Origin of the sequence: Massilia rhizosphaerae, from assembly GCF_016093545.1 — a bacterium.
GTDB classification, from domain to species: domain Bacteria; phylum Pseudomonadota; class Gammaproteobacteria; order Burkholderiales; family Burkholderiaceae_D; genus Telluria; species Telluria rhizosphaerae.
In genome coordinates this window covers 417,616-440,188 of sequence record NZ_JADKYX010000002.1, presented here as the reverse complement: position 1 = coordinate 440,188, position 22,573 = coordinate 417,616, and the positions used below count along the sequence as shown (strand labels likewise).

Genomic DNA, 22,573 nt, shown 5'->3' with positions numbered 1-22,573 from the left:
ACGTTACCGCAACGCCCGCGCGAGAAAGGTCTCGATCGCATCCGAACTCGCCGTCGGCGCGCTCACGTGCGGGCAGTGCCCCACGTTGTCGATCACGCACAGCGTGCTGTGCGCCAGGTGGCGGTGCAGCCACTCGCCCACTTCGCGCGGCACGATCAGGTCGTCGCTGCATTGCAGGATCAGGGCGGGGACGGTGCAGCGGGCCACGTCGGCGCGGATGTCGGCCTGGAAGGTCACGCGCGCGAAATGCTTGGCGATGGCCGGGTCGTTGCGGCAGAAGCTGCGCGTCAGTTCCGCGCCGAGGTCAGGCTGGTTGGGCGCACCCATGATCGCCGGCGCCATCTTGCGCGACCACTCGAGAAAATTGGCCTCCATCGCGTCCAGCAGCCCGGCGATGTCTTCCGGGTTGAAGCCGCCGACGTAGTCGCCGTCGTTGACGTAGCAGGGCGACGGGCCGACCAGCACCTGGGCCACGAAGCGCCGCGGCGCCGCGACCGCCGCCAGCAGGCCGATCGACGCGCCGACCGAGTGCCCGACGACGACCGTCGGCCCGGCCGCGCAGGCGTCGAGCACCTCCAGCAGATCCGTGACGTGGCCGTGCAGGCTGGCGTACTTCGTGCGGTCGTAGGCGGACCAGTCGGAGCGGCCGCTGCCCGTCAGGTCGTACAGCACGACGCGATAGCGGCCGGCGAACGCCGGCGCCAGGTGCCGCCACATGGTCTGGTCGCAACCGAAACCGTGCACGAACACCATGGTCGCCGGCCCCGAGCCGGTCACGTGGACGTTGTTGCGAAACTGTACGGACATGGTGGTTCCCGGCGGGCGCGTGGCGATTCTGCGATATTAACATTGTGAAATAACAGCCGTGCGACAGGCCACAAATGGTGCGTTCGCGCACGGCACGGCGGAGGATATTCGCGATATACTGTTTATATATACAGTATTTATTCCGCAATGGAACTCAAAGACAAGCTCGAGATCCTGGCCGACGCGGCCAAGTACGACGCCTCCTGCGCCAGCAGCGGCGCGCCCAGGCGCGACTCCGTCGACAAGGACGGCCTCGGCGCCACCAATGGCATGGGCATCTGCCACAGCTATACGCCGGATGGGCGCTGCGTGTCGCTGCTCAAGATCCTGCTGACGAACTTCTGCGTCTACGACTGCCAATACTGCGTGAACCGGCGCACATCGAACGTGCCGCGCGCCCGCTTTTCCGTCGACGAGGTCGTCAAGCTCACGCGCGACTTTTACCTGCGCAATTACATCGACGGCCTGTTCCTCAGCTCGGGCATCATCCAGTCGAGCGATTACACGATGGAGCAACTGGTCGAGGTCGCGCGCCGCCTGCGCGAACAACACCGGTTCCGCGGCTACATCCATTTGAAAACGATCCCGGACGCCGACCCGCGCCTCATCGAACTCGCGGGCCGCTATGCCGACCGGCTGTCCGTGAACATCGAGCTGCCCACGCAGGACAGCGTGACGAAGCTCGCGCCGGAAAAGAACGTGCACACGATCAAGCTGGCGATGGGCGCCATCCGCACGAAGCTCGACGAAACGGACGATCACCCCAAGGCCCCCGTGTTCGCGCCGGCGGGGCAGAGCACGCAGATGATCGTCGGCGCGGACGCCAGCGACGACCGGACCATCCTGAACACCGCGCAGACGCTGTACGGCAGCTACAAGCTGAAACGCGTGTACTACTCGGCCTTCAGTCCGATCCCGCACAGCCCGTCCAGCGTGCCGTCCGCGCCGCCGCCGCTGCTGCGCGAGCACCGGCTGTACCAGGCCGATTTCCTGCTGCGCGGCTACGGGTTCACGGCGCAGGAGCTGATGCCCGCGGCCGGCAATCTCGCGTTGGACGTCGACCCCAAGCTGGGGTGGGCGCTCGCGCATCGCGCCCACTTCCCGCTCGACCTGAACCGCGCGGACGAAAGCATGATCGCGCGCGTGCCGGGCATCGGCCTGCGCACGGCGCAGCGCCTGATCGACTTGCGGCGGCTGCGGCGCATCCGCTGGGAAGACCTGTCGCGCCTGCGCTGCAGCCTGAAAAAACTGGCGCCCTTCGTGATCACGGCGGACTACAAGCCGGCGCAGGGCGCCGCGTCGTCCGACCTGCTGCGGCGTAACCTGGCCGACGCCCCGCAGCAGATGCATCTGTGGCCGGAGCTGCGGGCGGCGTGATGCCGGCCCCGGTTTCCACATGCGCCGCCGACGCGCTGGTGCGGGCCGGACAACCGGTCGTCGTCGACACGTTCGCCGCATGGCGCGAGGCGGCGCGCGAACTGCTCGTGCACGGCATCCCGCCGGAGCAGGTGACGTGGGGCGCGCCGCACATGGACGACCTGCTGGCGGGCGACCTGTTCTCGGGTGCGCCGCCAACGGCCGAGGCCTCGCATAATCCTGTCACACCGCCGGCCGAGCCGCCGGACGAGCCACTGCGCCCTGCGCCGCACATCCCGCGTTCGCTGATGGACATGCTGCAGGCGGCCGCGTGCTGCCGCGTGCCGGACCGCTGGGCCTTCCTGTACCGCGTGATCTGGCGCTGGCAGCAGGGCGAGCACGACGTGCAGTCGCCGGCCGACGAGGACGGCGCGCGCCTGCACGCGATGGTGAAGGCGGTGCACCGCGAGGAACACGATATGCATGCCTACATCCGCTTCCGCGAACGGCCGGAGGAAGCCGGCCCGCCGCGCTTCGTCGCCTGGTACGAGCCGCGTCACGACGTGCTGCCCCAGGTGGCCGACCATTTCGTGGCCCGCATGGGCAAGGTCAGCTGGATGATCGCCACGCCCGAGGCGAGCGTCCTGTGGGACGGCCACACGCTGCACAACACGGGTCCGCTCGTGCGCGACGCGGCCGACCTCGAAGATGCGGGGGAAGCCCTGTGGCTGACCTACTACCGCAGCGTGTTCAATCCCGCGCGCCTGAACACGAACGCGATGCACCAGCACATCCGGTCGGATCGCTGGAACAATCTGCCGGAGGCCAGGATCGTGCCGCACATGGTGAGCGAAGCGGCGCTGGGCGCGCGCAAGGTGGGCCAGTACGAGGCCGTGGGCCAGCGCAAGGGCACGACGATCCCGATCGCCCCCGAGGACGCCCAGCCCGAACGCCAGCAGCCGTCGAAGCTGGACGAATGCCGACGCTGCGAGCTGTGGCAGTTCGCCACCCAGGCCGTCGGCGGCGCAGGTCCCAAGCGTGCGAAGATCATGTTCGTCGGCGAGCAGCCGGGCGACCAGGAAGACCTGGCCGGACAACCCTTCGTCGGCCCGGCCGGCAAGCTGCTGGACCGCGTGTGCGAGGCGGCCGGTGTCGACCGCGACGCGATCTACGTCACCAACGCCGTCAAGCATTTCAAGTGGGAGCCGCGCGGCAAGCGCCGCCTGCACAAGACGCCGGCCCAGCGTGAGATCGAGGCTTGCCACTATTGGCTGGACAAGGAACTGGCGAGCGTCAAGCCGACCGTCATCGTCGCCCTCGGCGCCACCGCGTTGAAATCCGTGCTGCGCACGGCCAACGTGACGCTCAAGAATTCGCTCGGCAAACCGCTGCGCCACGAAGGCCGGTGGGTCGTCACCACCTATCACCCGTCGTACGTGCTGCGCGTGCCCGGCGAGGAGGCGAAGCGCGCGGCGTTCGACACGATGGTCGAGGGGCTCAAGCTGGCGCACGACCTCCTGGAGCGGCCGGTCGAGACGCCGGACGACGCGTGATCCAAAAAGTTGCCTCTGCAACATATGCATGTCAAAAATGTAACACTTCGTTGCCCCGATAGGCTAAGCTCATCCGTGGCGCTAAGCTTTTGCGCACACAACAACGATGGGATGCCCGATGAGCAAACGACTGACATGCTCGCTGTACCTCAGTTTCCTGACCCTGCCTGCGCTGGCCCAGACCACGGTCCAGCCTGCCGCCGAGGCCGTTCCTGCCGCCGAGGCCGAGCCGGATGCCGTACCCGCCACCGTCGTCGTCGAAGGCCGCCGTCCCGGCCCCGGCGTCTGGAAAGTGTCGAAGGGCGATCACGTGATGTGGGTGTTCGGCCTGTATTCCCCGCTGCCGCAGAAGATGGAATGGGATTCGGCGCGGGTCGAACGTCTCGTGGCCAAGTCGCAGGAAGTGTTGACACGACCGGGTGCCCGCGTGGACGTCGGATTCTTCCGGGGCCTGACCTTGCTGCCGACTGCGATCGGCATCGACAAGAATCCGGACGGCGCCACGTTGCGGGACGTGCTCCCGGCGGACGTGTATGCGCGTTGGCAGGTATTGAAGGGCAAGTATATCGGCGAGAACGACGGCATCGAGCGGCGCCGCCCCATCTTCGTGGCCGACACGCTGCTGAGCGCAGGCATCGGGAAAAACGGGTTGACGCAAAACACCGGCGTGGAAGAGCAGATCGAAAAGACGGCCAAGCATAACAAGGTCAAGATCACGTCGACGACGCTCAGCATCGACGTCGACGATCCGCGTGGCTTGATGAAGGAATTCAAGAAGTCGCAGGTGGAAGACGTCGCCTGCTTCACCAAGACGCTGGAGCGGCTGGAGGGCGATATCGACGCGATGCGCGTGCGTGCCAACGCCTGGGCCAACGGCGATATCGCCGAGATTTCGCGCCTCGACTTTGCCGAGCGGGAGAAGGCGTGCAATGATGCCATTTTCAACAGCCCGTTCGCCAAGCGTTCCCAGGCGTTCGATCATCTTCCCGAACGCGTCCGTGCGAACTGGGTGAAGATGGCCAAGAAATCACTGGCCGACAACACGTCGACGTTTGCCCTCCTGTCGATGAAGGATCTCGTCGGCCCGACGAATTTCCTGGCCGACCTTCAGGCGGACGGTTATACGGTCGAGAGTCCGAAATAAGGTGTACCCCATGAGGAAAAGAACCGGGCGATATGCGCTCTGGCTGGGCTTGTTGGCGCTGCCGGCGTCGGCCCAAAGCGTGGACCCGGCCGCGCAGCCGGTCCAGGCGGACGCGGCCGTCGCGCCGGACGCCGTCCCGGCCACGGTCGTCGTCGAAGGCCGCCGTCCCGGCCCCGGCGTCTGGAAAGTGTCGAAGGGCGGTCACGTGATGTGGGTGTTCGGGACGTACGCGCCGCTGCCGCTGAAAATGCAATGGGATGCGTCGCGCGTCGAACGTCTCGTGGCCAAGTCGCAGGAAGTCTTGACGCCGCCGGTCGCGAAAGCCCACATCGGGTTCTTCCGCGGGCTGACCGCGTTGCCCAGCCTGATCGGCATCAAACGGAACCCGGACGACGCCGTGTTGCGCGACGTCGTGCCGTCCGACGTCTATGCGCGTTGGACGGTGCTGAAGGCGAAATACATCGGCGACGACGACGGCGTCGAGCACTACCGCCCCGTTTTTGCCGGCGAAGAATTGCTGCTCGCGGGTCTCAAGAAGAGCGGCCTGTCCTACGGCGGCGACGTGATGGACACGATCGAGGACATCGCGAAGAAGAACAAGGTCAAATTGAGCGATTCCGGCTACGACGTGATGCTGGACGATCCCCGCAAGCTCGTGCGCGACTTCAAGAATTCGCAAGTCGACGACCTCGTTTGTTTCACCAGGACGCTCGACAGCCTGGACGTCGACCTCGAAACGATGCGCGTGCGCGCGAACGCGTGGGCCAATGGCGACATCGCGCAAATCCGCGGCATGAATTTCGCCGAGCGCCGCGACGCCTGCCTGGACGCCGTGCTGAACAGCTCGATCGCGAAGGATGCCGCGGCCCTGCGGCAGACGCGCGAGCGCCTGCGCCTCGCCTGGCTCAGGACGGCGGAAAAAGCGCTGGCCGACAACGCGTCCACGTTCGCCGTCCTGGAAATCCAGGACATCCTCGGGCCGGCGAGCTACCTGTCCGCGCTGCAGTCCAGGGGCTACGCGGTCGAGAGTCCCAGGTAGATCGGCGTTACGCCGGCTCGCCCGGCACCCCCTGGTCGTCCTCGCGCGAGGCGGCCTGGGCCACGCGGGCGCCGGGCGGCACGTTGTGCGTCAGCCAGACATTGCCGCCGATCACGGCGCCCTTGCCAATCGTGATGCGGCCCAGCAGGGTGGCGCCGGCATAGATGACGACGTCGTCCTCGACGATGGGATGGCGCGGCAAGCCTTTCTGCAGCGTGCCGTCGGCAGTCGCCGGAAAGCGCTTGGCGCCCAGGGTGACGGCCTGGTACAGCCGCACGCGCTGGCCGATGACGGCCGTTTCCCCGATCACGACGCCCGTGCCGTGGTCGATGAAGAAGCCGGGGCCGATCGTGGCGCCCGGGTGGATGTCGATGCCCGTGTCCGCGTGGGCCTGCTCGGCGATGATGCGCGCCAGCAGCGGCAGCCCGAGCCCGTACAGGCAGTGCGCGAGGCGGTGGTGGATCATCGCGTGGATGCCCGGATAGCACAGCAGCACTTCGTCGACGCTGCGCGCGGCCGGGTCGCCCTGGTAGGCGGCGATCACGTCGCTGTCGAGCAGGATGCGGATGCCGGGCAGGGCGGCGCCGAACGCGCGGGTGGCATCCAGGGCCTGCGGTTCGATGTCCGTATCGGCCAGGTGGCGCAGCGCCGCGCTGTAGCGCAATTCGATGCGGACCTGGCGCAGCAGCGCGTGCAGGGCGGTGTCGAGGGCGTGCGCGACGTGGAAGTCCTCGCTTTCCGGGCGCAGGTCGGGCGGGCCCAGGCGCAGGGGAAACAACAGCCCCTTGAGCTGCCCGACGATGGTGGCCAGCGCGTCGCGCGACGGGAACTCGATACCGCGCACTTCGCCGGCCGGACGGTGGGCCTGGCGCCATTGCTGGCGCGCTTCGTACAGGTCGTGCACGATCGCGCCGATGTCGAAGTCGGCCATCAGTCGTTCTCCTCGCGTGAATTGGGCAATGTTTCCGTGAGCGCCACGATGCCTCCGCTTTGCTGTGGACGAATTTTCAATATACGAGCTCGTCCGCGGACGGCCCAACGAATTTTTCGGCACAAGCTCATGCTGAAAACGTCTAAAGCGCAGCGTGCATCAGCCTGTGCGCCGTCAATACGCTTCGCCGGTCGCGTGTTGGCGCGGCGGCACGCGACAGGAAAGATTGTTGCGCTCGGTTTAGAGACTGGCTGATAATACAAAGTCCGTTGAGGCAACGGTGTGGCCGTATGTTGCATGTTATTCTAGCGCCCGTTCATCCGGTAACTCATCGGTACAAGGCAGCACTCCCGCCAAAGGTCACGCATGATTGACAACGCAGCAATATTGCTTTTCAGCACACTCATCGTTTATACGGTGATCCGCGCCATCAAACTCGACAAGCTGCTTCCCTGGTTTTCAAAAGACGAACAGCAAGCGCCGCCGCCTCCGAAAAAGAACACTCGTCGATAAATAAACAGCCGCCGCCTTGGCTGTTGCGCAAGGCATCAAACGTATGCAGAGTCTTTTTTTGTCGGCTGTCTTTGCCGCCCTGATGTTCTCGGGTTTTTCGGCCGCCTTCGCCGCCGCGTTGGGGTTCGTCTGGGTGGACGTCGTCCGGCCCCAGCAACTCGCCTATTCGATCATCAATAACCTGCCGCTGTCGTTCATCGCGGCGGTGATCACGTTGATGACGTTCATGGCCAAGGACAAGAAATCGCCGCCGAAATTCGACCCGATCCTGGTCTTGATCACGATGCTCACCATCTGGGTGACGCTGACGACGTTCATGTCGGATTTCCCGCACCAGGCATGGGGGAAATGGGACTGGGCGTCCAAGGTCCTGATGTTCGCGATCGTGATTCCGTATATCTTCCGCTCGCGGATCCAGATCGAAGCCTTCCTCCTGATCTTCGTGTTTTCCGCCAGTACGATCCTGTTCTCGGCCGGCGTGAAGACCATTCTCGGCGGCGGCGGCTACGGCACGCTGGCCGTCATGGGCACGGGGAATACCGGCCTGTCGGAAAGCAGCACGCTGGCGGTGGTCTGCGTGATGCTGATCCCGGTGATCATGTTCCTCATGCGGCATACGCTGATATTTCCGCGTAACCTGCTGACGCGCGGCCTGTTCCTGGCCATCATCGTCATGGCGCTGGCCGCCATGGTCGGCACGACGGCGCGCACGGGCATCATCGCCGCGGCCGTGATGTGCCTGCTGTCGATGCTGCAGTCGAAGAAAAAATTATGGTGGATCGCGGGTCTGGCGCTGGCCGCCGTCGTGATCATGAATCTCGACTTGTCCGAGACGCGCTGGGGCAACCGCATGTCCACGATCGAAACCTATCACGCCGACTCGTCCGCGATGGGCCGGATCAAGGTGTGGCAATGGACGATCGGCTTTGTCGGCAAGCACCCGCTGGGCGGCGGTTTCGATGCGTATCTGCACAACCGTATCCTGGGCGTGACGCCGGAGGGCGAAACCGAGTACCTGCCCGAAGGACAGGTGGGCGGCAAGGCCTTCCACAGTATTTATTTCGAAGTGCTGGGCGAGCAGGGCATCGTCGGCTTCGCCATCTATTACCTGATGGTCGGTCTGGCGATATTCAAATTGGTCAGGTTGAAGAAAACCTGGAAAGACGATCCCGGCATGGGCTGGATTGCCGCGCTGGCCAACGCCTTGCTGACGTCGATCGTGGTATTTCTCGCCGGCGGCTCGTTCGTCGGCATCGCCTACCAGCCGTACATTTTCTACATGATCAGCCTGACCGTGGCGATCGACCAGTATGCGGCGCGCGTGGTGCGGGATCAACTCAAAGTAAAAGGACGTGCATTGCCGTGAAGCTCAACCAACTTGCAGGGTTGCGGGGAATCTGTGCCTGGTGGGTGGTGTTCTACCATTCGCTGGGCCTCATGAACGATTCGGTGCCGCAGTCGGTCAAGGTATTCATTTCGCATGGCTACCTGGCCGTCGACCTGTTTTTCCTGCTGAGCGGCTTCGTGATTTTCCTGAGCTATCACGCGGCGCTGAGCACGAATTTCCCGCACAGCGTGGGCAGGTTTTACTGGAACCGGTTTTCCCGCATCTATCCGCTGCATTTCGTGATGCTGGGCGGCTACCTGGCGCTGTTCGGCGCCTTCACGTATCTGTCGAGCAGCCACGCCGCGCCGGAAACCTATACCTGGAGCGCGTTCATCCAGAGCATGTTCCTGGTCCATATGTGGTTCGGCAGCGACCTGACGTGGAATGTGCCGTCCTGGTCGATCAGCTCGGAATGGTTCGTCTATCTGTTCTTCCCGCTGATGGCCTACAGCCTGCGCAAGCTGCGCGGCGGTATTGCCATGCACCTGTCCTGCATCGCCGCGGCCGCCGCTATCCTGTACGTGATCTATGCGACGAGCGGGCTGCATTCGATCGGGGCCGACATTCCCCATATGGCCCTCGTGCGCACCATGTTCGAATTCCTGATGGGCGTCTTCGTCGGTTCGCTGTACGTCAACCACCGGGATTTCCTGCAGCGGTATGCCACCGCCGCACTCGCGGCCTTCGTCGCGCTGTGCGTCCTGTACGCGGGCACGTCGACCCCGGATTACGCGTTGATTCCGATCACGTTCGCCTTCCTGATCGCCTACCTGAGCGTGACGTCGTCGTGGATCACGGCCGCGCTGTCGACGCCCGTGCTCGTCTATCTCGGCGAAATCTCGTATTCGACGTACATGGTGCATTACCTCGTCTACGACCTGCTCAAGGCCGTCTTCATCTCGAATACCCACGCGATCAACCAGGCGCACCTGTGGCTGTCGTTCGCGGCCGTGTTCATCCTGTCCGTGGTGCTGCACCATGCCGTGGACATGCCGTCGCAAAAATACTTCCGGCGCCGCCTGTCGACCCGCTAGGACGACCGGCGACGTTGTCAATTCGTGCAAAACCCGCGTAGAATGCGGGCAACGCGGGTGTAGCTCAATGGTAGAGCAGAAGCTTCCCAAGCTTACGACGAGGGTTCGATTCCCTTCACCCGCTCCATTCTCGCGATCCCCCGCCAGCCCCGCCAGCCCCGCCGTGCGCGCCTGCGGCTGGCCCTTGTGGCACACTGGTGTTGTCGCTTCATCCAGTGTCGATTATGCAAGAAGACTCCTCCCGGCCGGACCCGGCCGACCCTGCCCGCGAACTCATGTTCCTGAGCGGCGGCGGCGACATGGGTGCCATGATGCGTGCGCACGACTGGTCGCGCTCGCCGCTGGGGCATCCGCGCGCGTGGCCGCAGGCGTTGCGCACGGTCGTCGGCCTGATCCTGAACTCCAAGCTGCCGATGTTCGTGGCGTGGGGGCCGGAACTGGGGTTTCTGTACAACGATTCCTATAGTGAGGTGCTGGGCGACAAGCACCCGGCCGCGCTCGGCGGACGTTTCCACGACATCTGGTCCGAGATCTGGCCCGACGTCGGCCCGCTGATCGAGCGCGCCCTGCGCGGCGAGGCGACCTTTGCCGACCGCCTGTACCTCGTGATGAACCGCCACGGCTACGACGAGCCGACGTGGTTCACGTTCACGTACTCGCCCGTGCGCGACGAGAACGGCGAGATCGCCGGCATGTATTGCGCCTGCGTCGAGGTCACCGACCAGGTGCTGGCCGAGAAATACCGCAACGAGGAAAACGAGCGGCTGCGCGGCCTGTTCGCGCAGGCGCCCGGGATCATGGCCGTGCTGCGCGGCCCCGAGCACGTGTTCGAGCTGACGAACCAGTCGTACATGCAGCTGGTCGGCCACCGCCAGGTCGTCGGCAAGTGCGTGCGCGAGGCGCTGCCGGAAATCGTCGGCCAGGGCTTCTTCGAACTGCTCGACCGCGTCTACGCCTCGGGCGAACCGTTCGTCGGCAACGCGCTGCCCGTGCGCCTGCAGCGCGAGCCGGACGGCCCGCTCGAGGAACGCTACATCGACTTCGTGTACCAGCCGATCCGCGACGAGACCGGCCAGGTCACCGGCATCTTCGTGGAGGGCAGCGACGTCACGGCCCGCAAGGTCGTCGAGGACGAGCTGCGCGCCGCCAACCGCCAGAAGGACCAGTTCCTGGCGATGCTGGCGCACGAGCTGCGCAACCCGCTGGCGCCGATCATGACGGCGGCCCAGCTGCTCAAGCTCGGCCGGCTCGACGCCAGGAGCGTGGCGGGCGCCAGCGAGATCATCGTGCGCCAGGCCGCGCACATGACGGACCTCGTCAACGACCTGCTGGACGTCTCGCGCGTCACGCGCGGCCTCGTCACCCTCGACAAGGAAACGCTGGACCTGAACGTGATCGTCGCCGCCGCCGTCGAGCAGGTGCGGCCGCTGATCGACATGCGCCGCCATGCGCTGACCCTGCAGCTGTCCGGCCGTCCGGCGCACGTGACGGGCGACCGCACGCGCCTCGTGCAGGTCATCTCGAACATCCTCAACAACGCCGCCAAGTACACGGCGCCGGGCGGGCACGTCGTGCTGGCCGTGACGGTGGCGGGGGACCGCGTGACGGTGGCCGTGCGCGACGACGGCGTCGGCATCGCGCCGGATGTCCTGCCGTACATCTTCGACCTGTTCACCCAGGCCGAGCGCACCCCGGACCGGTCCCAGGGCGGACTCGGGATCGGGCTGGCGCTCGTGAAAAGCCTCGTCGCCCTGCACGGCGGCACCGTGCACGCCCACAGCGACGGCCTGGGGCGGGGCAGCGAGTTCTCGATCTGCCTGCCGTGCGCGGCCCAGGCCCGGCCGCGCGCCGCCGGCACGACCGGCGCAGCGGATGGCGTCCAGGACAACGGCAACCTGCGCGTGCTCGTCGTCGACGACAATACCGACGCGGCCCAGATGCTGGCCGCGCTGCTCGAAGTGCAGGGCCATGCGGTGAGCGTCGAATACGATGCGCACGGGGCGCTGGCGCGGGCCCGCGACGAGCACCCGGACGTCCTGCTGCTCGACATCGGCCTGCCCGACATGGATGGCTACGAACTGGCGCGGCGCCTGCGCGCCCAGCCGGAAAACGCGGGCGCCACGCTCGTCGCCCTGACCGGCTACGGCCAGGGCCAGGATCGCGCAGAGGCCCAGCAGGCGGGCTTCGACCATTACCTCGTCAAGCCGGCCGACCTGAACGAAGTCAACGAAGTGCTGGCCCAGGCCGAGGCGCGGCGCTGAACGTTCAATCGTGCGCGTATTGCCGCGCAGCACTTGGAGGGATATCCTAGGTGCATGCGTCGTGCGTAGGTTGCGCGCCGGGGCGGCGTATTTTCGTACCATTGGCAAAGCCATGTCCAGAATCGGAACGAGCATATGGACGAGTTGATCGACATTTCCGAAGCACTGCAGGAAGGCGCGGCGCTCCCGCCCGCGCCGCCCAGGAACGCCGTCGTGCGGCACGGCAGCCGCGGCGCGGATGCCGCGTCCACGGCGGCCGGCCGGGCCATCGATGCGGCAGGGGCGCCGCGCGTGCGGCGCGTGCTGGTGGTCGACGACAACGTCGACGCCGCCCAGACGGTGGCGATGCTGCTCCAGGTGCTGGGGCACGAGACGACGGTCGAATACGACCCGCTGCAGGCGCTGGCCTGCGCCGGCAACCATGCGTTCGACGCGTTCGTCCTCGACATCGGCCTGCCGGGCATGGACGGCCACGAACTGGCGCGCCGGATCCGCGCCCTGCCGCAGGCGGCGGGCGCCCTGTTCATCGCGCTCACCGGGTATGGCCAGCAGCAGGACCGCGACGCCTCGAAGGCCGCCGGGTTTCATTACCATTTCGTGAAGCCCGCCGACGTGGACGCGCTGGCGCAGGCGCTGGCCGGCGGCATGCCCGGACAATGAGGATGCCCGTCATATATCCCCGCCCCGTTGTCATCATCCGGTAACTTTCATTTCTTACACTGCGCTTTACTGAACAGTAACTGAGCGTGCGCCCCCGGCTCGCGCTTTTCTGACGGAAAACGCATGTCCAAGTCCAGTGCGCACACCTCCCCGCGCACCCACCGATTCCTCGCGCTGCTGTGGCCCGCGCTGGCCCTGCTCGCCTGTGCCGCCCTCTGGACCGCCACCATCCTGCACGCGGGCGCCGAACGCCGGCGCGCCGAGGAGCAGGCCTTCAAGGAGGCCGACGCGTATGCCGAGGCCTACGAGCAGTACCTCACGCGCTCGGTCGCGCAGATCGACCAGATCACCATGCAGCTCAAGCACAGCTGGGAGCATGCGCACGACAGCAGCCTGATCGAGAACATGCGGCGCGACGGCATGTTCACGGATGCCGCCTTCGTCAACGTCAGCGTCGTCGGTCCCGACGGCGCGATCCGCTCCTCGAACCGCATCCACGAGCGCGGGCTGAACCTGGCCGGGACCAACTTTTTCATCCAGCACCGCGACGCCATCTCGACCGCGCTGCGCATCGGCGCGCCGCCGCCGGAACTGGACGACGCGCGCGGCACGATCCTGTTCACGCGCCGCCTCGACACCGCGGACGACGGCTTCGACGGCGTGCTGCTGATGGCCGTCGACGCCTCGTATTTCACGTCGTTCGTCAGCTCGCCCACGCTGGGTCCGGGCAGCCTGCTGGCCCTCGTCGGCACCGAGCACCCCCTGCGCGTCGAGCAGGATGCCAATGGCGTCGTGCGCACCGGTGGCGCGGCGTCGCTGCTGCCCGCGAACGCCGACCGCTGGCCGGTGGCGCACGGCGTGCAGCTGGTCCAGGGACAGGGCGGATTTGCCGACGGCGAGCCGCGCGTGCTGGGCTGGCGCCGTTCCAGCGCGTATCCGCTCGTGGCCCTCGTCGCGCTGTCGCATACGGCCGTGCTGGAAGCGGCCGACGCCTACTGGGCCGACAGCCGCAACCACACGGTGCTGGCGACCGCCGTGCTGTCGCTGCTGGCGCTGGGCGCGAGCGTGCTGTCCGTGCGCGCGGGAGCGCGGGCGCACGAGCGGGCCGAGATCCAGCGCGCCTACCGCACGGCCACCGAGAGCGGCAACGACGGCTTTTACATGATCGCGCCGGTGCGCGACCGCAAGGGCCAGGCCATCGACTTTCGCATCGTCGACTGCAACGAACGCGGCGCCTACTTCTACGGCGCCACGCGCACGCAACTCGTCGGCAGCCTGATCTCCGAACTCCACCAGGGCACCTCGTTCGACGACCTGGTCGCCAACTACCGCACGGCGCTGGCCGTCGGCTTCCACCAGGAAGACCGGCGCATGCCCGAGAATAATCGCCTGAACATCCGCTGGGGCCACCGGCGCATCGTGCGCGTGGGCGACGTCCTCGCCGTCACGCTGCAGGACATCAGCGAGCGCAAGGAGCACGAATCCCAGCTGGCGCGCCTGGCCAACGAGGACAGCCTCACGGGCCTGCCGAACCGCCACTGGTTCCTGAACTTCGTGCCGGCCGCGCTGGCCCAGGCGCACGAGGGCAACCACGGCGCGGCGCTGCTGTTCATCGATCTCGACGAATTCAAGCAGGTCAACGATTCGCACGGCCACGCCGTCGGCGACCGCCTGCTCAAGCTGGCCGCCGAGCGCCTGATGTCGCAGCTGCGCCCGGGCGACAGCGTGGCGCGCTTCGGCGGCGACGAATTCGTCGTCCTGCTCAGCCCCTTCGACAGCGACCAGCAGGTGGCCATCGTCGCCACGCGCATCGTCGAGGCCTTCAGCAAGCCGTTCCCGATCGCGGACGAGCAGCACATGATCGGCGCCTCGGTCGGCATCGCCGTGTACCCGCGCGACGGCCTCGACGCCGTGACGCTGATCCGCCACGGCGACATCGCCATGTATGCCGGCAAGGCCGAAGGCAAGGGGCAGTACCGCTTCTTCGATGCCGCGCAGTCGAACATCCTCAAGACCCGCACCCAGCTGCGCCAGCGCCTGCTGGAAGCGATCGACAAGCGCCAGTTCGTGCTGCATTACCAGCCGCGCGTGGACACCCGCACGGGCGAGTTGCTCAGCATGGAAGCGCTGCTGCGCTGGGAGCATCCGCAGATGGGCATGATCCGCCCGGACGAATTCATCCCGCTGGCCGAGTCGAGCGGCCTGATCGTGCCGATCGGCGCCATCGTGATCGACCAGGCCTGTGCCCAGTTGGCCGCCTGGCGCGCCAACGGCGCCGTGCCGGTGCCCGTGTCGATCAACGTCTCGCCCAAGCAGTTCCTGCGCGGCGGCGTGCAGCGCGAGCTGGCCGAGGCGCTGGCCCGCCACGCCGTGCCGGCCGGCCTGCTCGAAGTCGAGATCACGGAGTCCGCGATGATGGGCGACCAGGCCGAGATCCTGGCGGAACTGGCCGCGATCCGCGCGCTGGGCGTCAAGCTGCACGTCGACGATTTCGGCACGGGCTACTCGTCGCTGTCGCAACTGCAGCGCATGAAGATGGACGTGCTCAAGGTCGACCGCTCGTTCACGGCCGAACTGGGACGCTCGAAGGAAGGCACCGTGTTCTTCCAGGCCATCGTGTCGATGGCGCACGCGCTCGGGATGGAAGTGGTGGCGGAAGGCGTCGAGAACGAAGAGCAGCTGGGCATCCTGCGCGCGCTGAACTGCAACGAGGTGCAGGGGTATTTCGTCGCGCGGCCGCAGCCGGCGGCGTCGATCGCGCCGTTGCTGGCGCAGCGTTATCTGTTCAAGGAAGCGCTGGCGGCTTGACGCCGCCTCACGCGCCCAGCAGATTCCCCGTCCGCCACGCCGCCGCCCCCGCGATTTTGCAGACGTGCATCCCGCGCAGCAGGTGCCGGTGCGCCGTGCTGGCGAACAGGATGCCGGACTGCGTGGGCCGCAACGTCGTCGTCCTGCCGCCGACCGGGTCGACGATGTCGGCGACGGCGTCGCCCGCCCGCACCTGCTCGCCCAGCCGTTTCAGGAACACGAGCACGCCCGCATGCGGCGCGTGCAGCGGCTCGACGCCCTCCAGCGGCGTCGGCTCGCACAGCGCATCCGGCAGCGGCTCCACCGGCAGGTCGACGACGCCTTCGCGCGCCAGGAATTGCAGCAGGCCGTGCGCATCCCGTTCGGCGAGGTCGTAGCGCACGTCGTTCTCGCCGCGCAGTTCCACCGTCACGCCGACGCAGCCGAGCGGGATCGGGTAGCGGTCGCCGAAATGGTCCCGCAGCTGCCACCACACGCGGCTGCAGGCTTCGTCGAACGGTTCGCCGCCGGATTCCGTCGCCAGCAGCACGGCGCGCGCGCCCATCAGCGCGGCCAGCGGCTTGACGCGATCCGCCAGCGGCGTGCCCGTGTACATGTGCAGCACGGCCTCGTTGTCGCAATGGAGGTCGAGCATGATGTCGGCGTCGATCGCCATGCCCAGCAGCGTCTTCTTGAGTTCCTCCGTCGCGCTCGAAGGCAGCCAGGTGGCGATGTCGCGGCGCGCGTGCTCGCGCACGAGGGCCGCGTTGGCGGCGGCGTCCGAGCCCAGCTTGCCCTCCAGCGACACCTTCAGCGCCTCCGCCACGTGCCGGTACGCGCGGTTGAAGTTGACGCCGCTGGCCAGGTCGAAGCGCCCGAACGGCGCGCCGTGGATGACCTGCGACAGCCCGATCGGATTGGCCGCCGGCACCAGGATGATCTCGCCGCGGACCTTGCCGGCCGCGTCCAGCCGGTCGAGTTCCCGGCGCAGGACGTGCGCGACGAGCATCGCGGGCACCTCGTCCGCGTGGAGCGAGGCCTGGATGTAGACCTTCTTGCCGGCGCCGGGCGCGCCGTAGTGGAAAGAGGTCAGGCGGTAGGCGGCGACGTTGTCCTCGGTGGCGATCGGGTGGGTCTGCTGGGGCATGGGCGGCTCCTGGTGGCAACGGATGCATTATGTCCGAGATCGGCGCGCGCAAGCGCCGGGTTATAATGGCGGCCGATTTTTTCCTCATTCTTCATTTCATCCCCATGTCCTCCGATACGCCAACCAACGAGCAGGGCCGCGCCATGCTGTACGACCCGACCGAACGCCGCATCCGCAGTTTCGTCACCCGCGCCGGCCGCCTGTCGACCGGCCAGGCGCGTGCGCTGGAAGCGTTCGGCCCGCGTTACCTGATCGAGTACCGCAAGGATCAATACGATTTCCACGCGCCGTTCGGCCGCACCGCGCCGCTGATCCTGGAGATCGGCTTTGGCATGGGCGACACGACGGCGCACATCGCCAAGGCGATGCCGGACAAGGATTTCGTCGGCGTCGAGGTGCACACCCCGGGCGTGGGCAGCCTGCTGAAACTGGCCGGCGAGCAGGACATCCCGAACCTGCGCATCATCCAGCACGACGCCGTCGAGGTGCTGAACAATATGGTGGCGGACGGCTCGCTGTCCGGCGTGCACATCTTCTTCCCGGACCCGTGGCACAAGGCGCGCCACAACAAGCGCCGCCTGATCCAGCCGCCGTTCGTCGCGCTGCTGTGCCGCAAGCTGGCGCAGGGCGGCTACATCCACTGCGCGACGGACTGGGAAGATTACGCGGTGCAGATGCTGGAAGTGCTGGGCAACGAGCCGGCGCTGCGGAACACGGCGGAAGGGTATGCGGAGAAGCCGTCGTATCGGCCGCTGACCAAGTTCGAGAACCGCGGCATCAAGCTGGGTCACGGCGTGTGGGACCTGGTGTTCACCAAAAAATAACGCATGCATCTGGTGGGCACGGGGTGCCCACCCTACGGCAATACGAACATCGTAGGGTGGGCGCCCCGCGCCCACCAATGCGGTTACCCGACAATCACACCATCTCGCTGATGAGGCCGACGATCTCGTCGCCGTACGACGTCAGCTTCTTCTCGCCCACGCCGGACACGCCGCGCAGTTGATCGAGCGACGTCGGCTTGACCTTGGCGATCTCGCGCAGGGTCGCATCCTGGAACACGACGTACGCGGGCACGCCGTGCGCGCGTGCCGTTTCGACGCGCCACCAGCGCAGCTTGTCGAAGATCGCCTGTTCGGACTTCGACAATTCCATCTCTTCGTAGCGCGCGCGCGGCGCCGACGTGCGCTTGGGCTTGACCGGCTTCTGGTACTGGCGCATCTGCACGTTCTGCTCGCCTTTCAGCACGGCGCGCGCCGCCTCCGTCAGCTTGAGTGAACTGAACGCGTCGTGGTCGACGGTGACGAGGCCCAGGGCGATCGTCTGGCGCACGATGGCGCGCCATTCCTGCTCGCTGCGCTCCGCGCCCACGCCGAACACGGACAGCTTGTCGTGGTGCCACTGGACGATGCGTTCGGACGACGCCCCGCGCAGCACGTCGATCACGTGGCCGGCCGCGAAGCGCTGGTCGACGCGGTAGATCGCGGACAGCAGCTTTTGCACGGGCACCGTCGCGTCGAACGACGTCGGCGGGATCAGGCAGGTGTCGCAGTTGCCGCACGGGCCGGAGCGCTCGCCGAAGTATTCGAGCAGGCGCATGCGCCTGCAACTGAGCGTTTCGCACAGGCCCAGCATGGCGTCGAGCTTGGACGACAGCACGCGCTTGAAATTCTCGTCCGCCTCGGATTCGTCGATCATCCGGCGCTGCAGCACGACGTCCTGCAAGCCATAGGCCATCCAGGCGTTCGACGGCAGGCCGTCGCGGCCGGCGCGGCCTGTTTCCTGGTAATAGCCTTCCAGCGATTTCGGCAGGTCGAGGTGGCAGACGAAGCGCACGTCCGGCTTGTCGATGCCCATGCCGAAGGCGATGGTCGCCACCATCACGATATTGTCTTCACGCAGGAAGCGCGACTGGTTGTGGGCTCGCAGCGAGTGCTCCATGCCCGCGTGATAGGGCAGGGCGCGGATGCCGTTCTCGTTGAGGAATTCGGCCGTTTCCTCGACCTTTTTTCTCGACAGGCAGTAGACGATGCCGGAGTCGCCCGGGTGCTCGGCCGAGATGAAGTCGAGCAGCTGCTTGCGGCCGTTCGTCTTTTCGACGATCGAATAGCGGATGTTCGGCCGGTCGAACGACGACACGAACTGGCGCGCCTCTTCCAGCTGCAGGCGCTGGGCGATCTCGGCGCGCGTGAGCTGGTCGGCGGTCGCCGTCAGCGCGATGCGCGGCACGTGCGGGAAACGCTCGTGCAGGATCGACAGGCGGATGTACTCGGGCCGGAAATCGTGGCCCCATTGCGATACGCAGTGCGCTTCGTCGATGGCGAACAGCGAGATGTGCGCGGACTCGAACAGTTCCAGGCAGCGCGGCGTCATCAGGCGTTCCGGCGCCACGTAGACGAGGTCCAGTTCCCCGGTGCGCACCATGCGCTCGATGCGCAGCGTCTCTTCGAACGTCTGCGTGGAGTTCAGGAACGCGGCGCGCACGCCGACTTCGGCCAGCGCGTCGACCTGGTCCTGCATCAGCGCGATCAGCGGCGACACGACGACGCCGACGCCGTCGCGCAGCAGCGCGGGAATCTGGTAGCACAGCGACTTGCCGCCGCCGGTGGGCATCAGCACGAGCGCATCGCCGCCGGCCGCCACGTGCTCGACGATCTCGGCCTGCTGTCCGCGGAAGGCGGGGTAGCCGAATACCGTCTGCAGGATCTGCAGCGCGCGTTGCTGGATGTCGCTCGTCATGATGCTGCTGCTCTCGAATTATTCGGCCCAGACCACCCAGCCGAAATGGGCGGTGACCAGGATGATCACACCGAACACGATACGATACCAGGCGAAGCCCGTGAAGTCGTGCGTGCTGATGAAGCGCAACAGCCAACGGACGCACAGGAAGGCGGAAACGAACGCCGCCACGCCGCCGATCAGGAACAGCGGGACGTCGCTCGCGTGCAGGTCGTGGCGCGCCTTGAAGATCGAGTACACGGTCGCGGCCAGCAAGGTCGGAATCGCGAGGAAGAACGAGAACTCGGTGGCGGCCGTGCGCGACAGGCCGAACAGCATGCCGCCGATGATCGTCGCGCCCGAACGGCTCGTGCCCGGGATCAGCGCGAAGCATTGGGCGCAGCCGACCTTGAACGCGTCGACGACCGTCATGTCGTCCACGGACTGGATGCGGTGCGCGCCCGGCAGCACCTTGTGGCGGCGTTCCGCCCACAGGATCACGAAGGCGCCGACGATGAACGCGGCCGCCACGGGCACCGGCGCGAACAGGTGCGCCTTGATCGCCTTGCTGAACAGGACGCCCAGCACGGCCGCCGGGATGAAGGCGACGATCAGGTTGATGACGAGCTTTTGCTGGCGCGGATCGGACGTGACGCCGCCCAGCGCGGCGCCGATGCGCGCGCGGTATTCCCACATCACGGCGAAGATCGCGCCGGCCTGGATCGCGATCTCGAACACTTGCGCCACTTCGCCCGTGAAATTGATCAGGCTACCGGCCAGGATCAAGTGTCCCGTGGACGAGATCGGCAGGAATTCGGTGAAGCCCTCGACGAGGCCCATGATGATCGCTTTCAGGGCGAGAATGATATCCATTTGGTGTACGAGTTCGGTAGGGTTGGGGACGCGTGCGCGCTAGGTGTTGCGCGGGCCGCAAGCTTACCATGAGGAAGGGGGCCACCGTCGAGTTACCGTGTCTACATGGAGACGTTTTTGCGGCGGACAATGTCAGGCCGTTAAGCGCTCCAGTTCGGAAAGAAAAAACATCGCCTGTTCGCGCGTGTCGCCGCACATCTCGCGCGACGGCATCAAGCTGCCGCAGACCGGAGGCCGGTCCGGCTGCCCGAAAATCTTGCAGCCGTCGTGCTCGTCCAGCTGGATGCAGCGCACGCCGGCCGGCTTGCCAAGAGGCATGCCGGGAATGGGCGACGTGATCGAGGGTGCGATGCAGCAGGCGCCGCAGCCGGGCCGGCAGGAAACGGGAGAAGACGGAACGCTCATGAAAAGACCAGAAACGGGCAAGGTACCAGTATACTACCGACAGGGTCATGTTCTTGACTGGCCCTATCCCCGGGTCTATATTGCTGACTCAACAGTTAGTTGTCGGACAGAAGCATGCCATGCCCTTTTGACACCAAGCCGCGCTGGGAGCGCCGTAAGGATGCGCGGCCCCAGGAGTTGCTCGAGGCGGCCATCGACCTGTTCGTCGAGCGTGGCTATGCCGCCACACGCCTGGAAGACGTCGCGCGCCGCGCCGGCGTGTCGAAGGGCACCTTGTACCTGTATTACGAAAACAAGGAAGAACTGTTCAAGGCCGTCGTGCGCAGCAATATCGTGCCCGTCATCGGCGAGACGGAAGCGTCCGTCGCCGAGTTCGACGGCCACAGCGCCGACCTGCTGCGCCACCTGATCCACTCGTGGTGGCAGCGGCTGGGGGCGACCAAGGCCTCCGGCATCATCAAGCTCGTCATGGCCGAAGCCGACAATTTCCCGGAACTGGCCCGCTTCTACCAGGAAGAGGTCATCAACCGCGGCACGAAGGCCATGTCGTCGATGCTGGAGCGCGGCGTCGCGCGGGGCGAGTTCCGCCGCATCGACGTCAACATGATGACCCAGGTGCTCGTCGCCCCGATGCTCACCCTGGTCATCTGGAAGCATTCCGTCGGCCCGTGTCCGCGCGGGGAACTGGAGCCGCTGGCCTTCCTCGACACCTTCCTCGACATGGCGCTGCATGGCCTGCTGCCGCCTGCCGGTTCATCGCCCGCGTGAACCGTTTTCGTACGTCAAGACGCGTTTTTTCGGGTTTCATGCCCGTTAAACTGCAGACTGTCGCAATTTTCCCTGGCGGACAGCCTCATATCGCTAAGATATGTTTGCTGAAGCCGTTCAACGATAAAATATCGGATTATTTATTTTTCCACCGAGTCCAAAGATGAACATCGAACAAGCCCGCTTCAACATGATCGAACAGCAGATCCGTCCGTGGAACGTGCTGGACCAGGATGTGCTCGACCTGCTGCACGTCGTCAAGCGCGAACAGTTCGTGCCGGCCGCCTACCAGAACCTGGCGTTCGCCGACGTCGAAATCCCGCTGCCGGGCGGCGCCGCCATGCTGGCGCCCAAGTTCGAGGCGCGCATTCTGCAGGAAGTCGGTGTGAAGAAACACGAAACCGTGCTGGAAATCGGCACGGGCACGGGCTATATGGCCGCCCTGCTGGCGCACCGCGCCGCCAAGGTGACCACCGTGGAAATCAATCCCGAAACGGCGGAACTGGCGAAGAAGAACCTGGCCAATGCCGGCATCCACAACGTGACCGTGGAAGTCGGCAATGGCGCGCAGGGCTGGGAAAAAGGTGCGCCGTACGACGTGATCGTGATCTCGGGCGCGCTGGAAGTGCTGCCGGAAGCGTTCCTGAAGCAGGTGAAGGTGGGCGGCCGCATCGCCGCCATCATCGGCCAGGCGCCGGTGATGGAAGCGTCGGTCATCACCCGCACGGGCGAGAACACGTACAGCACGATCAAGGTGTTCGAGACCAATGTGCGCTACCTGACCGGCGCCCCGGTGCCGTCGCACTTCCAGTTCTGAGCGACGGAGACGCGCGACCATGCAGCACATCACCGCCCCCGAGTTGGCCGCCTGGCTGGCCGACCCGTCGCGTCCGAAGCCGTTGCTGCTCGACGTCCGGGAAAACTGGGAATTCGAGACCTGCCACATCGAGGGCTCGACCCAGATTCCGATGAACCTGATTCCGATCCGCGTGAGCGAACTGGAGGACGACCGCGACATCGTCTGCGTGTGCCATCACGGCGCACGCAGCATGCAGGTGGCCGCCTTCCTGGAGCGCAATGGATTCAGCAACATTACCAACCTTACAGGCGGGATACACGCCTGGGCCGTGCAGGTCGACCCTTCGATGCCGAAGTATTGACGGCCTGCGTTCTTAACTATTGATGACTCC

20 protein-coding genes and 1 tRNA gene are annotated in these 22,573 nt (G+C 66.1%); 15 read left to right on the top strand and 6 right to left on the bottom strand.

Annotated features, from left to right (window positions below; all coding sequences use genetic code 11):
- Positions 1-3: 3 nt before the first annotated feature.
- Entirely contained in the window at positions 4-807 is an 804-nt protein-coding gene (locus ISF28_RS05055; RefSeq protein ID WP_198116049.1) for an alpha/beta fold hydrolase, read from the bottom strand.
- A gap of 147 nt (positions 808-954) precedes the next feature.
- Here ISF28_RS05055 and ISF28_RS05050 point away from each other — a divergent pair, with 147 nt between their 5' ends.
- From ISF28_RS05050 to ISF28_RS05035, 4 genes are all read left to right on the top strand, one after another.
- A complete protein-coding gene (locus ISF28_RS05050; protein ID WP_198116048.1) occupies positions 955-2,184 on the top strand; it encodes a putative DNA modification/repair radical SAM protein in 1,230 nt (409 codons plus the stop codon).
- Positions 2,184-3,716: a UdgX family uracil-DNA binding protein gene (locus tag ISF28_RS05045; RefSeq protein WP_198116181.1), complete on the top strand. Its 1,533-nt coding sequence runs from the start codon at positions 2,184-2,186 to the stop codon at positions 3,714-3,716. The genes ISF28_RS05050 and ISF28_RS05045 overlap by 1 nt, the downstream gene beginning before the upstream one ends.
- 118 nt (positions 3,717-3,834) lie before the next feature.
- Positions 3,835-4,860, top strand: coding sequence for a TraB/GumN family protein (locus ISF28_RS05040; protein ID WP_198116047.1), 1,026 nt, complete (start codon positions 3,835-3,837; stop codon positions 4,858-4,860).
- A gap of 10 nt (positions 4,861-4,870) precedes the next feature.
- Positions 4,871-5,899: a TraB/GumN family protein gene (locus ISF28_RS05035; protein ID WP_198116046.1), complete on the top strand. Its 1,029-nt coding sequence runs from the start codon at positions 4,871-4,873 to the stop codon at positions 5,897-5,899.
- A 7-nt stretch (positions 5,900-5,906) separates the two neighbouring features.
- On the opposite strand, the gene epsC is transcribed toward ISF28_RS05035, so the two are convergent.
- Entirely contained in the window at positions 5,907-6,830 is a 924-nt protein-coding gene (epsC, locus tag ISF28_RS05030; RefSeq protein ID WP_198116045.1) for a serine O-acetyltransferase EpsC, read from the bottom strand.
- A 366-nt stretch (positions 6,831-7,196) separates the two neighbouring features.
- Here epsC and ISF28_RS05025 point away from each other — a divergent pair, with 366 nt between their 5' ends.
- The 7 genes from ISF28_RS05025 to ISF28_RS04995 all read left to right on the top strand — a co-directional run bounded on the left by ISF28_RS05025 (position 7,197) and on the right by ISF28_RS04995 (position 15,493).
- Positions 7,197-7,343, top strand: coding sequence for a hypothetical protein (locus ISF28_RS05025; RefSeq protein ID WP_198116044.1), 147 nt, complete (start codon positions 7,197-7,199; stop codon positions 7,341-7,343).
- Between the two features lie 43 nt (positions 7,344-7,386).
- Positions 7,387-8,709 carry a putative O-glycosylation ligase, exosortase A system-associated gene (locus ISF28_RS05020; protein WP_267876942.1) on the top strand — a complete coding sequence of 441 codons (1,323 nt, stop codon included), beginning with the start codon at positions 7,387-7,389 and terminating at the stop codon, positions 8,707-8,709.
- Positions 8,706-9,764, top strand: coding sequence for an acyltransferase family protein (locus ISF28_RS05015; RefSeq protein WP_198116042.1), 1,059 nt, complete (start codon positions 8,706-8,708; stop codon positions 9,762-9,764). Before ISF28_RS05020 ends, ISF28_RS05015 begins: the two co-directional genes overlap by 4 nt.
- A gap of 53 nt (positions 9,765-9,817) precedes the next feature.
- Positions 9,818-9,891 (top strand) — tRNA-Gly (locus ISF28_RS05010).
- A gap of 97 nt (positions 9,892-9,988) precedes the next feature.
- The gene (locus ISF28_RS05005; RefSeq protein ID WP_198116041.1) at positions 9,989-12,025 is read left to right on the top strand and encodes a PAS domain-containing hybrid sensor histidine kinase/response regulator; all 2,037 of its coding nucleotides are present in this window, start codon (positions 9,989-9,991) and stop codon (positions 12,023-12,025) included.
- Positions 12,026-12,160: 135 nt separating this feature from the next.
- A complete protein-coding gene (locus ISF28_RS05000) occupies positions 12,161-12,685 on the top strand; it encodes a response regulator (protein ID WP_198116040.1) in 525 nt (174 codons plus the stop codon).
- A 123-nt stretch (positions 12,686-12,808) separates the two neighbouring features.
- The gene (locus ISF28_RS04995) at positions 12,809-15,493 is read left to right on the top strand and encodes a bifunctional diguanylate cyclase/phosphodiesterase (RefSeq protein ID WP_198116039.1); all 2,685 of its coding nucleotides are present in this window, start codon (positions 12,809-12,811) and stop codon (positions 15,491-15,493) included.
- Between the two features lie 7 nt (positions 15,494-15,500).
- Here the strand turns inward: ISF28_RS04995 and ISF28_RS04990 are convergent, their stop codons facing one another.
- A complete protein-coding gene (locus ISF28_RS04990) occupies positions 15,501-16,619 on the bottom strand; it encodes a succinylglutamate desuccinylase/aspartoacylase family protein (protein ID WP_198116038.1) in 1,119 nt (372 codons plus the stop codon).
- 143 nt (positions 16,620-16,762) lie between these two features.
- Between ISF28_RS04990 and trmB the strand changes: the two genes are divergently transcribed.
- Positions 16,763-17,443: a tRNA (guanosine(46)-N7)-methyltransferase TrmB gene (gene trmB, locus ISF28_RS04985; RefSeq protein ID WP_198116180.1), complete on the top strand. Its 681-nt coding sequence runs from the start codon at positions 16,763-16,765 to the stop codon at positions 17,441-17,443.
- Positions 17,444-17,537: 94 nt separating this feature from the next.
- Here the strand turns inward: trmB and recQ are convergent, their stop codons facing one another.
- The 3 genes from recQ to ISF28_RS04970 all read right to left on the bottom strand — a co-directional run bounded on the left by recQ (position 17,538) and on the right by ISF28_RS04970 (position 20,615).
- A complete protein-coding gene (gene recQ / locus ISF28_RS04980) occupies positions 17,538-19,358 on the bottom strand; it encodes a DNA helicase RecQ (protein ID WP_198116037.1) in 1,821 nt (606 codons plus the stop codon).
- A gap of 18 nt (positions 19,359-19,376) precedes the next feature.
- Positions 19,377-20,210 (bottom strand): undecaprenyl-diphosphate phosphatase, encoded by an 834-nt coding sequence (locus ISF28_RS04975; RefSeq protein ID WP_198116036.1) that lies wholly within the window; start codon positions 20,208-20,210, stop codon positions 19,377-19,379.
- A gap of 132 nt (positions 20,211-20,342) precedes the next feature.
- Positions 20,343-20,615 carry a YkgJ family cysteine cluster protein gene (locus ISF28_RS04970; RefSeq protein ID WP_198116035.1) on the bottom strand — a complete coding sequence of 91 codons (273 nt, stop codon included), beginning with the start codon at positions 20,613-20,615 and terminating at the stop codon, positions 20,343-20,345.
- A 114-nt stretch (positions 20,616-20,729) separates the two neighbouring features.
- Between ISF28_RS04970 and ISF28_RS04965 the strand changes: the two genes are divergently transcribed.
- From ISF28_RS04965 to ISF28_RS04955, 3 genes are all read left to right on the top strand, one after another.
- Entirely contained in the window at positions 20,730-21,383 is a 654-nt protein-coding gene (locus tag ISF28_RS04965) for a TetR/AcrR family transcriptional regulator (RefSeq protein ID WP_198116034.1), read from the top strand.
- Between the two features lie 163 nt (positions 21,384-21,546).
- Positions 21,547-22,200, top strand: a complete 654-nt coding sequence (locus ISF28_RS04960) for a protein-L-isoaspartate O-methyltransferase family protein (protein WP_198116033.1) — start codon at positions 21,547-21,549, stop codon at positions 22,198-22,200.
- Positions 22,201-22,219: 19 nt separating this feature from the next.
- Entirely contained in the window at positions 22,220-22,543 is a 324-nt protein-coding gene (locus ISF28_RS04955; protein ID WP_198116032.1) for a rhodanese-like domain-containing protein, read from the top strand.
- Positions 22,544-22,573 lie beyond the last annotated feature (30 nt).

What these genes read in the sequence shown, in the direction of transcription:
- ISF28_RS05055 (WP_198116049.1), bottom strand. Translation starts at nt 807, where the DNA reads ATGTCCGTACAGTTTCGCAACAACGTCCACGTGACCGGCTCGGGGCCG.
- ISF28_RS05050 (WP_198116048.1), top strand. Translation starts at nt 955, where the DNA reads ATGGAACTCAAAGACAAGCTCGAGATCCTGGCCGACGCGGCCAAGTAC.
- ISF28_RS05045 (WP_198116181.1), top strand. Translation starts at nt 2,184, where the DNA reads ATGCCGGCCCCGGTTTCCACATGCGCCGCCGACGCGCTGGTGCGGGCC.
- ISF28_RS05040 (WP_198116047.1), top strand. Translation starts at nt 3,835, where the DNA reads ATGAGCAAACGACTGACATGCTCGCTGTACCTCAGTTTCCTGACCCTG.
- ISF28_RS05035 (WP_198116046.1), top strand. Translation starts at nt 4,871, where the DNA reads ATGAGGAAAAGAACCGGGCGATATGCGCTCTGGCTGGGCTTGTTGGCG.
- epsC (WP_198116045.1), bottom strand. Translation starts at nt 6,830, where the DNA reads ATGGCCGACTTCGACATCGGCGCGATCGTGCACGACCTGTACGAAGCG.
- ISF28_RS05025 (WP_198116044.1), top strand. Translation starts at nt 7,197, where the DNA reads ATGATTGACAACGCAGCAATATTGCTTTTCAGCACACTCATCGTTTAT.
- ISF28_RS05020 (WP_267876942.1), top strand. Translation starts at nt 7,387, where the DNA reads ATGCAGAGTCTTTTTTTGTCGGCTGTCTTTGCCGCCCTGATGTTCTCG.
- ISF28_RS05005 (WP_198116041.1), top strand. Translation starts at nt 9,989, where the DNA reads ATGCAAGAAGACTCCTCCCGGCCGGACCCGGCCGACCCTGCCCGCGAA.
- ISF28_RS05000 (WP_198116040.1), top strand. Translation starts at nt 12,161, where the DNA reads ATGGACGAGTTGATCGACATTTCCGAAGCACTGCAGGAAGGCGCGGCG.
- ISF28_RS04995 (WP_198116039.1), top strand. Translation starts at nt 12,809, where the DNA reads ATGTCCAAGTCCAGTGCGCACACCTCCCCGCGCACCCACCGATTCCTC.
- ISF28_RS04990 (WP_198116038.1), bottom strand. Translation starts at nt 16,619, where the DNA reads ATGCCCCAGCAGACCCACCCGATCGCCACCGAGGACAACGTCGCCGCC.
- trmB (WP_198116180.1), top strand. Translation starts at nt 16,763, where the DNA reads ATGCTGTACGACCCGACCGAACGCCGCATCCGCAGTTTCGTCACCCGC.
- recQ (WP_198116037.1), bottom strand. Translation starts at nt 19,358, where the DNA reads ATGACGAGCGACATCCAGCAACGCGCGCTGCAGATCCTGCAGACGGTA.
- ISF28_RS04975 (WP_198116036.1), bottom strand. Translation starts at nt 20,210, where the DNA reads ATGGATATCATTCTCGCCCTGAAAGCGATCATCATGGGCCTCGTCGAG.
- ISF28_RS04970 (WP_198116035.1), bottom strand. Translation starts at nt 20,615, where the DNA reads ATGAGCGTTCCGTCTTCTCCCGTTTCCTGCCGGCCCGGCTGCGGCGCC.
- ISF28_RS04965 (WP_198116034.1), top strand. Translation starts at nt 20,730, where the DNA reads ATGCCATGCCCTTTTGACACCAAGCCGCGCTGGGAGCGCCGTAAGGAT.
- ISF28_RS04960 (WP_198116033.1), top strand. Translation starts at nt 21,547, where the DNA reads ATGAACATCGAACAAGCCCGCTTCAACATGATCGAACAGCAGATCCGT.
- ISF28_RS04955 (WP_198116032.1), top strand. Translation starts at nt 22,220, where the DNA reads ATGCAGCACATCACCGCCCCCGAGTTGGCCGCCTGGCTGGCCGACCCG.